This window comes from Streptomyces sp. CRN 30 (assembly GCF_034105845.1).
Genome location: NZ_JAVRHI010000100.1, coordinates 1 through 10,772, shown reverse-complemented (window position 1 = coordinate 10,772; position 10,772 = coordinate 1). Strand labels below are relative to the sequence as shown.

The 10,772-nt window shown below is 74.3% G+C and carries 10 protein-coding genes; 3 read left to right on the top strand and 7 right to left on the bottom strand.

Annotated features, from left to right (window positions below):
* A partial coding sequence (locus UW392_RS09540) for a M23 family metallopeptidase (protein ID WP_320774470.1) occupies positions 1-443 on the top strand: 443 nt, incomplete at its 5' end.
* Here UW392_RS09540 and cseC read toward each other — a convergent pair.
* The 5 genes from cseC to UW392_RS09515 form a co-directional block, all read right to left on the bottom strand.
* A complete protein-coding gene (gene cseC / locus UW392_RS09535; RefSeq protein WP_414495840.1) occupies positions 433-1,854 on the bottom strand; it encodes a two-component system sensor histidine kinase CseC in 1,422 nt (473 codons plus the stop codon). The genes UW392_RS09540 and cseC overlap by 11 nt on opposite strands.
* Before the next feature lie 7 nt (positions 1,855-1,861).
* Positions 1,862-2,575 (bottom strand): two-component system response regulator CseB, encoded by a 714-nt coding sequence (gene cseB, locus UW392_RS09530; protein WP_320774468.1) that lies wholly within the window; start codon positions 2,573-2,575, stop codon positions 1,862-1,864.
* Positions 2,576-2,629: 54 nt separating this feature from the next.
* Complete coding sequence (locus UW392_RS09525) at positions 2,630-3,277, bottom strand: hypothetical protein (RefSeq protein ID WP_320774467.1); 648 nt, start codon at positions 3,275-3,277, stop codon at positions 2,630-2,632.
* Entirely contained in the window at positions 3,265-3,834 is a 570-nt protein-coding gene (locus UW392_RS09520; protein WP_320774466.1) for a SigE family RNA polymerase sigma factor, read from the bottom strand. Before UW392_RS09520 ends, UW392_RS09525 begins: the two co-directional genes overlap by 13 nt.
* 207 nt (positions 3,835-4,041) lie before the next feature.
* Positions 4,042-5,031, bottom strand: coding sequence for an A/G-specific adenine glycosylase (locus tag UW392_RS09515; protein ID WP_320774465.1), 990 nt, complete (start codon positions 5,029-5,031; stop codon positions 4,042-4,044).
* 268 nt (positions 5,032-5,299) lie between these two features.
* Here UW392_RS09515 and UW392_RS09510 point away from each other — a divergent pair, with 268 nt between their 5' ends.
* A complete protein-coding gene (locus UW392_RS09510) occupies positions 5,300-6,151 on the top strand; it encodes a hypothetical protein (protein ID WP_320774464.1) in 852 nt (283 codons plus the stop codon).
* 180 nt (positions 6,152-6,331) lie between these two features.
* On the opposite strand, the gene disA is transcribed toward UW392_RS09510, so the two are convergent.
* Positions 6,332-7,456, bottom strand: a complete 1,125-nt coding sequence (gene disA / locus UW392_RS09505; protein WP_320774463.1) for a DNA integrity scanning diadenylate cyclase DisA — start codon at positions 7,454-7,456, stop codon at positions 6,332-6,334.
* Between the two features lie 82 nt (positions 7,457-7,538).
* Positions 7,539-8,948, bottom strand: coding sequence for a DNA repair protein RadA (gene radA, locus UW392_RS09500; protein ID WP_320774462.1), 1,410 nt, complete (start codon positions 8,946-8,948; stop codon positions 7,539-7,541).
* Between the two features lie 264 nt (positions 8,949-9,212).
* On the opposite strand from radA, the gene UW392_RS09495 reads away from it, so the two are divergent.
* Positions 9,213-10,772, top strand: a 1,560-nt coding sequence (locus UW392_RS09495) for a BACON domain-containing protein (protein WP_414495836.1), incomplete at its 3' end; no start/stop codon positions are given.

Here is a 10,772-nt window from a genome sequence, read left to right as displayed (position 1 = left end):
CGGCCGCCGCCGCCAAGAAGGCGGCGTCCTGGGTCACCCCGGTGCAGAAGTACACGCTGTCGGCGAGCTTCGCCCAGGCCGGCAACATGTGGAGCTCCACCCACAGCGGCCAGGACTTCGCCGTGAGCAGCGGCACCTCCGTCCTCGCCGCGCACGGCGGCACCGTCGTCAAGGCCGGCGGCAACGGCGCCGGTGACGGACCCGCGTACGGCTACGCGGTCGTGATCAAGCACGACAACGGCACGTACACCCAGTACGCCCACCTGTCGCGCATCGACGTGAAGATCGGCCAGACCGTCGGGACCGGTGAGCACATAGCCCTCTCCGGCAGCACCGGCAACTCCAGCGGTCCGCACCTGCACTTCGAGGTCCGTACGACCGCCGACTACGGCTCCGCCGTCGACCCGGTCGCCTTCCTGCGCGGCAAGGGCATCACGCTCTGAGCCCGTCCCCCGGTGGTCGGCCGCCGGGCAGCCGCACCACCGGAAGGCTGCCCGTGCTCGTCGGGGCGTGCTCCGGCAGCCACAGGACCGCCACCGCGCCCTCCGCGGGCACGTCCGGCGGGGCGCCGACGGGGCGTACGTTGCGGAAGGTCAGCCGGGCGCCGAGCACCCGCGCCTGACCGGCCGCGATGGTCAGGCCCAGCCCGTGCCCCCGGCCCGCGCGGTCGGCGGAGCCGGTACGGAAGCGGCTCGGGCCGTCGGCCAGCAGGTCCTCGGGGAAGCCGGGGCCGTGGTCGCGCACGCGGATGACCCGGCCCTCGACCGTGACCTCGATCGGCGGCCTGCCGTGCTTGGCGGCGTTGGCCAGCAGATTGAACAGGACCCGTTCCAGCCGGCGCGGGTCCGTCGTCACCTCGGACTCGTGGATCACCCGCACCCGGACGTCCGCGTCCTTCACGGCCACCCGCCGGGCCACGAACTCACCGAGCAGGATGTCCTGCAACTCGGCCCGCTCGGAGGCGCCGTCCAGCCGGGCCACCTCCAGCACGTCCTCGACGAGCGTGCGCATCGCCTGGGCGCGGTCGCGGACCAGCTCCGTGGGGCGGCCGGGCGGGAGCAGTTCCGCCGCCGTCAGCAGCCCGGTCACCGGGGTGCGCAGTTCGTGCGCGATGTCCGCTGTCACCCGGCGCTCGGCCTCGATGCGCTGCTGCAGCGCGTCCGCCATGGCGTCCACGGCCCGGGCCAGGTCGTCGGTCTCGTCACGGGAGACCCCGCCGATCGCGTCGCCGACCCGTACCTCGGTCTCCCCGTTGGCCACCCGGTTCGCGGCCACCGCGGCCTTGCGCAGCCGGCGCGACATCCGGCCGCCGATGAGGACGCCGAGCGCGGAGCCGCCGAAGACGACCGCGATCGAGCCGATGACCAGGGCCTGGTCGAGGTCCCTCATCAGGTCCGTGCTGCGGTCGGTGAACCGCGTGTGCAGCGACAGCACCCGGCCGTCCTTGAGCGGCACGGCGGCCCAGATGTCCGGCACACCGTGGGCGCCCTCGGCGACGTAGGTGGCGCGTCGGCCCTGCTGGACCTTCTCCATCAGGTCCTTCGGTACGGTCGGGTCGTCGACCTCGACGCCGAAGGCCCCCGGGGTCTGCTGCCGGCCCGACTCGTACATCCGCTGGGCGACCTGGATGCGCTCGTCGGCCAGGTCGCGGGAGTTGTCCAGCATCGAGACGCGCGCCGCGTTGTGCACCACCAGGCTCAGTGCCAGTGCCACCAGCGCGCCGACCAGGGCGATCGCCGCGCTGAGTTTCCAGCGCAGGCCGGTGTGCAGACTCGTGCGCAGGGGCAGCACGCTGCGCACTCTCCGCGCTCCCCACACGCCCCGCGCGCCCCTGGCTTCCGGCTCCCGTTCCATCCCCCGCTCAGGCCCTCAACTTGTAGCCGAAGCCGCGGACCGTCTCGATCCGGTCCTGGCCGATCTTCGTGCGCAGCCGCTGTACGTGGACGTCGACGACCCGGGTGTCCCCGCCCCAGCCGTAGTCCCACACGCGTTCCAGCAGCTTGTCGCGGGACAGGACGGTGCCCGGCGCCGCGGAGAACTCCAGCAGCAGCCGCATCTCGGTCGGCGTCAGCGCCACCGGCCGCCCGGACCGCCGTACCTCCATGCCCTCGGTGTCGACCTCCAGGTCGCCGTCGCCGAAGACCAGCAGCCCGTCGCCGGTGCCGGCCGCGGACGTCTCCGCCCGGCCGCCGCCCCCGGTCGCGTGCCCGAACCGCCGCAGCACCGCGCGGATGCGCGCCACCAGCACGGCACCGTCGAACGGCTTGGTCACGTAGTCGTCCGCGCCGGCCTCCAGGCCGAGGACCACGTCGATGGCGTCGGCGCGGGCCGACAGCATGATCACGGGGACGGTCGACTCGTCCCGGATGCGGCGGCACAGGCTCACCCCGTCCAGGCCCGGCACCATCACGTCCAGCAGCGCGATGTCGGGGCGGTGCGCCCGGAAGGACTCCAGGCCCGTCAGGCCGTCGGGCACGGCGGTGACCACGAAGCCGTTCCGTTCCAGCGCGAGCTGGGTGGCCTCGCGGATGACGTCGTCGTCCTCGACGAACAGGACGTGGGTCTGTTCTGCCATCCGTGCTCTCAGCGCCTTCTGTGCTCTCGGGCGGTTGCCGTGCGCCCTGCCGGGTCAGCTGGCGGCGGGCACCGGAGTGTCCGCCGCGCCCACCGCGTTGCCGTAGTCGTTGTGCGTGCGGGACTGCTCGGTGAAACGGTCCGTCGTCCAGCGGTAGGAGATCACCTCTTCGCTGGAGGGGTACGACACCGGGTCGCCCTTCTCGTACAGCTGCTGGGTGACGACGAGGTCGCCGCGGTCGATCTCCGCGTACACCGGGGGTTCCTCGGCCCGGAAGACGTTGCGGTACCCGCCGCCGCGCTCGCGGTACACGTACGCGCCCATGCCGACGGCGTCGCCGCACGTCATCACGTTGACCAGGATGTCGTTCCCCGGCCCGCCGGTCAGATCGCCGTACGACACGTCGACCGGGTACTCGTCGGCGACGCACGGCTTGAGGTCCCGCTTGACCGCCTTGCTGATCTGCGGGTCGGCCTTGATCAGTTCGATCACCTCGGCCACGCTGCGGCGGCTGCCGGAGGGCGCGACCGAGGGGGTGAGGCCGGCGGCCGCCCGCTGTTCGCCGCCCGCCGGTCCCTCGTCGCGGGCGCCGGTGCCGCCCGTGGTGCAGGCGGCGACGAGGAACCAGAGGGCGGCGACGCCGGCCACCGCCGTGCTCGCCGCCCTCCGTGCCTGCCCCGACCGGGTACTCAGGCCGCGCAACGCTCCCGCTCCTCACCCGGTGCGAGCACGCGGACACCGGGTCCGCCGAGGTCCTCGTGTTCCTCCAGCTCCCGGCGCTCCAGCTCCTCGCGGAGCCGGGCCAGCGCCCGGTGCAGCGTGCTCTTGACCGTTCCGGCCGACATGCCGAGGGCGGCGGCCGTCTCCTGCGTGGACATCTGCTCCCAGTGTCGCAGCACCACGACGCTGCGCTGCTGGGGAGCGAGCACTCTCAGCACGTCCAGCAGCAGCTCGCGGTCCGCGTGCTGCTCGGTCACGTCGTCGACGGTCGCGTCCGGGAGCTGCTCGGTCGGGACCTCCTCCAGCTTCCGGGCGCGCCACCACTCGGTACGGGTGTTGATCATGACGCGACGCAGATAGGCGTCCGCGAGCCGCTTGTCCGAGATGCCGTCCCAGCGGCCGTACGTCCGGGCCAGCGCGGTCTGCAGCAGGTCCTGGGCGTCGATCGGGTCCGGGACCAGCCGGCGCGCACTGCGCAGCAGCGCGTCCTGCCGGGTACGCACGTACTCCTCGAACCCGAGCACCTCGCCCTGTGTCATTCCAACCGCCTCCGTTCCCCGTCGGTACGGCACCGAAGCTACGGAGGCGTTGTCACGGCGCTGTGCGCGGCAGCCTGCGGGCAGCCCTCGGCTGTCCGTCGGTTGTGTAACGGATGTAGGGGCGGGATAAAGAGCGATGCCGGTCGGGGGGGTTATGGGGTGATGTGTCGGATGGGCCGACGATCAGTTCGACGATCAGGCCAACGATCAGGTCATCGGCAGCCGGTACAGGCCGCCCGGGAGGGGCTCCACCAGACCGTCGGAGACCAGGCCGTCCAGGGCGCGGGCGCGCTGCACCGGCTCGTCCCAGACCCGGTCGAGCACGGCCTGCGGCACGGGGCCGACGGCTTCGCGCAGGACGCCGAGGAGCTTGCCGCGGACCTGCCGGTCGGTGCCCGCGTACGTCTGCCCGCGGCGGGCCGGCCCCTCGTGCGCGGGCTTCCCGGCGAGGCGCCAGGCGCACTGGCCGGCGATCGGGCAGCGGTGGCAGGTCTCGTTCTTCGCCGTGCAGACCAGGGCGCCGAGCTCCATGGAGGCGGCGGCCCACCGGGAGGCGGTGCGCTCGTCCTCGGGCAGCAGGGCGCGCGCGAGCCGGCGCTCGGCGGCGGTGGCGGCGTTCGGCGGGTACTGCGCGCCGGTGACGGCGCGGGCCAGGACCCGGCGCACGTTGGTGTCGAGCACGGCGTGCCGCTGCCCGTACGCGAAGGAGGCGACCGCGGCGGCCGTGTACTCGCCGATGCCGGGCAGCGCGAGGAGCTGTGCGTGATCGGTCGGTACGTCGCCGCCGTGCCGTTCCGTTATGGCGACCGCGGCCCCGTGCAGGCGCAGCGCGCGGCGCGGGTAGCCGAGCCGGCCCCAGGCGCGCACCGCCTCGCCCGGCGGCTCCTCGGCCAGGTCGGCGGGGCGGGGCCAGCGGGCCACCCACTGCTCGTACACGGGCAGGACGCGGTTGACCGGGGTCTGCTGCAACATGAACTCGCTGACCATCACCCCCCACGGACCGGCCTCGGGCCGCCGCCACGGCAGGTCGCGGGCGTTCTCGTCGAACCAGGAGATGACGGGTTCGTGCAGGGCGCCTCCGACCGGGGCCGGAGCGGCCGCGGGGACGGGGGCGGGAGCGGCCGGCGTGGCGGACGTGACCGACGCGGCCGGCGTGGTGGGGGCGGCGGTGTTCGGGGTGTACGGCGTTGCAGTCATGGCACCGTCGATCCTGCCATGCGGGGGAGGGCGTGCGCGGTTGCCGCGAGGTGGCGGGTCGGCCGGACCACCGGCGCGACCGGCGTGTCGCGCCGTCGTGCGGAACGCCCCCGGGAGCCCCCGGGAGCCCTCGGAGTGCCGTCGTAAGGCGTCCGGGAAACTCGCGGAGGGCTCCCGGACGGCAGCCGGGATGATGATCTGGAGAAAGTCGTGACGGGGGCGGCGGGTGAGGCGGGCTATCGCGCCGATCTCTCGTACAGTTTGCGCCGTGGGATCTCTGCGCAATCCGGTCGGGCCGCTTCCCTCCTCCATCTACTGGCGACGGAGGGCCGTCATGCTGTCCATCCTCGCCCTGTTGGCGCTGCTGGCCGCCTGGATCCTGGTCAGCGGCGGCTCGGACGGCGGCAACGGCGCGAACGGGTCCAACGGCAAGAATCCCCTGCCCTCGATCACGGCGGGACCGTCCAGTTCCGGCCCCGCGATCAGTGAGGCGCCCGGCGGGCGCGACGAGTCGGGCGACGGTGACACGTCGGGTGCGGATGACGGCTCGGGCGACGGGTCCGCCGACGGGTCCGGTGCCGGTGCGGGCGACGGCTCCGGCGACTCCGCCGGGCCCGGTTCGGCCTCCGGCGGCGGTTCCGCGGCCGGTGGCGGGGTCGCGGACGGCCGGGGCGGCGGCGGTACCGGGGAGCAGCTCCCGGCCGGTTCCGGACTGCCCGACTGCACCGCGGGCGCCGTCAAGCTGACCCTGCGCAGCGTCCGGAACGCGTACGAGCCCGATGACGAGCCCACCTTCGAGCTGATCGCGCGGAACACCTCGAGCAGCGACTGCAAGGTGGACCTGGGACCGGAGGAGGCGGTCCTGACGATCACTCAGGCCGACGGCGACGACCACCTGTGGTCCTCGGCCGACTGCCCCGAGGGCGCCGGCAGCCGCCTGTTCCGCGTGCCCGCCGAGAGCCGCATCACCCACACCGTCGCGTGGGACCGCGAGCCCAGCGACCCCGACAAGTGCGCGACACCCGCCAAGGGCTCGGCGCCGGCGGGCACCTACCTGGTGGAGGCCCAGGCACCGGGCCTGGCGAAGGTCCAGACGTCGTTCGTCCTGGAGAAGGACTGACCGGCCGGCGCCCCGAAAGGGACGCGGGACTGCTGCACAGGTGCGGCTCCGCCGCGATGGAAGCGCCCCCTGTTCGAGCGCAGCCGAGAACCCGGGGGAGCGACCGGCCACGACGAACCCGTAGCCGACACGCCGCCGGAGGCCGCACGAACCGCCAAAGGCCGCACGAACCGCCGGAGGCTACACGTACCGCTCGAGGATCGACGACTCCGCCAGCCGCGACAGCCCCTCGCGCACGCTGCGGGCCCGGGCCTCGCCCACGCCGTCCACGGTCTGCAGGTCGTCGACGCTCGCCGCGAGCAGCTTCTGCAGGCCGCCGAAGTGCTCCACCAGCCGGTCGATGATCGCGCCCGGCAGCCGCGGCACCTTCGCCAGCAGCCGGAAGCCGCGCGGGGAGACCGCGGAGTCGAGTGCCTCGGGCGACCCGGTGTAGCCCAGCGCCCGCGCCACCGTGGGCAGTTCGAGCAGCTCGGCGTGGCTGAGCTTGTCCAGCTCCGCGAGGGCCTCGTCGACCGTGCGGGAGCGCTTCGCCGTCGGCTCGGGTACGTAGTCCCGCACGACCAGCTCGCGCTCCGGCTCCACCCCGGCGATCAACTCGTCGAGCTGGAGGGCCAGCAGGCGGCCGTCGGTACCCAGCTCGACCACGTACTCGGCGATCTCGGTGGCGATGCGGCGCACCATCTCCAGGCGCTGCGCCACCGCCGAGACGTCGCGGACGGTCACCAGGTCCTCGATCTCCAGCGCGGAGAGCGTGCCCGCCACCTCGTCCAGGCGGAGCTTGTACCGCTCCAGCGTCGCGAGGGCCTGGTTGGCGCGGGAGAGGATCGCCGCCGAGTCCTCCAGGACGCGGCGCTGGCCGCCCACGTACAGCGCGATCAGGCGCATGGACTGGGAGACGGAGACCACCGGGAAGCGCACCTGTTTGCTGACGCGGTCCGCCGTGCGGTGCCGGGTGCCGGTCTCCTCGGTGGGGATCGTGGGGTCGGGCACCAGCTGCACGCCGGCCCGCAGGATCTTGGACAGGTCGGAGGAGACGACGATGCCGCCGTCGAGCTTGCACAGCTCGCGCAGCCGGGTCGCGGTGAACTCCACGTCGAGCACGAATCCGCCCGAACACAGGGCTTCGACGGTCCTGTCGGAGCCGAGAACGATGAGTCCGCCGGTGTTGCCGCGGAGCACCCGCTCCAGGCCGTCGCGCAGCGCCGTACCCGGCGCCACCGCGCTCAGTGAGGCGCGCATCAGGCCATCGGCACCGGTACTCCCACCGGACTTTCCGGGAGCTGCTGCCCGGTCGTTGGCTGCCACTGCACTCCTCCGGTCGCAGGTTCTGGGGTGCTCCCGCTTTCGCACACTCGGTTCGTACGGACGGGCGAGACCTGGGCAAAGTCTACCGGCGGTCCTCCCGCTCCCGTGGGGCCTCTCGGCGACGCGAGCGCGGAAGGACGCTCAGGGCCTCGCCCATGTCGGCCACTTCCAGCACCTTCATCCCGGGCGGGACCTTTCCCGGATCCCCCGGGACGAGGGCGTGCGTGAAGCCCAGTCGGTGGGCCTCGGCGAGCCTGCGCTGCACGCCCGTGACCCGGCGGACCTCACCCGCGAGACCGACCTCGCCGATCGCGACCAGGTTCTTGGGCAGGGGGGTGTCGCTCGCGGCCGAGGCCAGCGCGAGGGCCACCGCGAGGTCCGCGGCGGGCTCCGACAGCCGTACGCCGCCGACGGTCGCCGAGTAGATGTCCCGCTTGCCGAGCGCGCTGATCCGGCCGCGCTGCTCCAGCACCGCCAGCATCATCGAGACGCGGGAGGTCTCCAGCCCCGAGGTCGTCCGGCGCGGGGAGGGGATCTGCGAGTCGACGGTGAGCGCCTGCACCTCGGCCACCAGCGGGCGGCGGCCCTCCAGGGTGACCGTCAGACAGGTGCCCGGCACCGGCTCGGCGCGCCGGGTCAGGAACAGGCCGCTCGGGTCGGCCAGTCCCGTGATGCCCTCGTCGTGCAGCTCGAAGCAGCCGACCTCGTCCGTCGCCCCGTACCGGTTCTTGACGCCGCGTACGAGCCGCAGGCGCGCGTGGCGGTCGCCCTCGAAGTGCAGCACGACGTCCACGAGGTGCTCGAGCAGGCGCGGTCCGGCGATCGCGCCGTCCTTGGTGACGTGGCCGACGAGGAGGGTGGACATGCCGCGCTCCTTGGAGGCGCGGATCAGGGCGCCGGCCACCTCGCGGACCTGGGCCATGCCGCCCGGGGCGCCGTCGATCTCGGGGGAGGCGACGGTCTGCACCGAGTCGAGGATCAGCAGGGAGGGCTTGACCGCGTCCAAGTGGCCCAGCACGGCGGCCAGATCGGTCTCCGCCGCCAGGTACAGGTGGTCGTCGATGGCGTTGATGCGGTCCGCGCGCAGGCGCACCTGGCTCGCCGACTCCTCACCGGTGACGTACAGCGTGCGGTGCTCGTCGCTCGCCGCCTTGGCCGCCACGTCGAGGAGCAGCGTGGACTTGCCGACGCCGGGTTCGCCCGCGAGCAGTACGACCGCCCCGGGCACGAGACCGCCGCCGAGGACGCGGTCCAGCTCGGGCACGCCGGTGGAGCGCGCGGTGGCCTGGCGCCCGTCGACCTGGCCGATGGGCACCGCGGAGGAGGTGACGCGGCCCGGTGCCGTGGTCCGGACGGCGGGCGCGCCGTACTCCTCGACCGTCCCCCACGCCTGGCACTCGGGGCAGCGGCCGAGCCACTTGGCCGTCTGCCAGCCGCACTCGGTGCAGCGGTAGGACGGCCGGTCCTTGGAGGATTTCGTACGGGCAGCCATGCGTCGAACGGTATCCGTCCCCACTGACAGCGCGGGCACGGCCCGGGCGCACGGACCTGCCCGCTCGACCCGCCTACGGGATTCCCGGTGACCGTCCGTGGACGATTTCTGCCTGTTCCCGCGCGAACCGGACATCGTTCCATCGGATGGGCTGCGGAATCCCCGCCTCCCGTCCCCTTATGGGGGATCGTTTCACCCGTATGGATTAAATGAGGGCAACAGGGAGGAAGGGGCTCTCGGCCGCCGCCTACGGTCGCGTGGGTGATGACCACCAGCCCGGAGATCCCGACCCGCACCACCGGCGCACGACAGGCGCACGGAGAGGGGGGCGACCGGGCGGCCGCGCGCACACCGGCGCAGCGCCCGTCCGAGCAGTACGACCCCTATCTGGACGGCCTGTTCACCTACTGCCTGTCCGTGCTGTGCGACCACGACGCGGCGACCGCGGCCCTGGCCCACGCCCTCCGCCTCGCCGAGCGCCGCCGCGGCCCCGGTGCCCCGGACGACCGCCGGGCCCGGCTGTACGCGCTGGCCCGCTGGGCCTGTCTGCGCGCGCTGGCCGAGAGCAGGGAGAAACGCCAGGGCGCGCATGCCTCCGGCCGGCCCGGCACCGACGGACAGCGCGCCCCGCACCCCACGCCGCCCGTTCCCCAGGAGGACCGGACGCGACGGCAGCGCGACCTCGCCCGGCTCGCCTGGCCCGAGGCCGCCGGTACGACGCCCGAACAGCGCGAGGCGCTCGAACTCGCCGTGCGCCACCAGCTCACCGCCGACGAGGTCGCCGCCGTGCTCGGCACGGCCGCCGTCTCCGCGCGCGCACTGCTCGCCTCCGCCGCCTGCGAGGTGGAACGCACCCGTGCGGCCCTCGCCGTCGTGGAGACCGGCACCTGCCCCGGCGTCGCCCGCCTCACCGACGACCACCGGCTCTTCCTCAGCGCCACCCTCCGCCGGGAACTGGTCCGGCACGTCGACGAATGCCCCCACTGCCGCCGCACCGCCGAACGCGCGGCCTCCGGGACGTGGCCCGGCACCAGCGTCACACCCGCCGCGCTGCCCCTCGTCGAGGCCCCGCGCGCCGACCTGCACGCGGCGATGACCGGCCTCCCGCGCGCGCGGGGCGGCACTCCGCGCTTCGACCGGCGCGGTTTCCCCCTGCACACGAAGGACCGCGCCGCCCGCCGTGACCGGCTGCGCGCGCGTGCCGTCACGACGACCGTCGTGGCCACCGTCGTCGCCGCACCCGTCCTCGCCCTCTGGGCCGCCTGCCGGGGCGACTCCCCGCCCGGCGGCACGGCGGCCGACGGCCCCGCGGCCGCCACCGCGCGCGAGGCACACGACCCCGACGTCACCGGCGCGGGCGGCGGCGCGACCGGCCGCCCGGACGCCGGGGGACCCGGCGCACCCGGCGGCGAGGCCGAGGGCAGGGGCGCGGGCGGGGGCTCCTCGCACGTCTCCGTGAAGGTCCACGCGGTCTCCGGCGCCGGCGCGGGGGAACTCGCCGTACGGGCCGCCGGCGACGGCGACACCACGGTCCTCACGCTGACCGCGACCGGCGGCGCACCGGTCGCCTGGTCCGCGCGCACCGACGCCGGATGGCTCTACCTCAGCCGCTCCCGGGGCACGCTCGCACCCGGCGCGACACTGACGGTCAAGGTGTACGTCGACCGGCTGCGCGAGCCCGCCGGACGCTGGAGCGCGCACGTGTCGCTCGCACCGGCCGGATCCGTCGTCTCCATCGAGGGGTACGGCCCCGCGCCCCGGCCGGACACCCCGCGCCCGGCCCCGCCCGGCCCGCGCCCCCGCCCGACGGCACCGAGCGACGAC

Bases quoted from the DNA above. Each gene is read 5' to 3' on its own strand.
- cseC (WP_414495840.1), bottom strand. From the start codon at position 1,854: ATGGAACGGGAGCCGGAAGCCAGGGGCGCGCGGGGCGTGTGGGGAGCG.
- cseB (WP_320774468.1), bottom strand. From the start codon at position 2,575: ATGGCAGAACAGACCCACGTCCTGTTCGTCGAGGACGACGACGTCATC.
- UW392_RS09520 (WP_320774466.1), bottom strand. From the start codon at position 3,834: ATGACACAGGGCGAGGTGCTCGGGTTCGAGGAGTACGTGCGTACCCGG.
- UW392_RS09515 (WP_320774465.1), bottom strand. From the start codon at position 5,031: ATGACTGCAACGCCGTACACCCCGAACACCGCCGCCCCCACCACGCCG.
- radA (WP_320774462.1), bottom strand. From the start codon at position 8,948: ATGGCTGCCCGTACGAAATCCTCCAAGGACCGGCCGTCCTACCGCTGC.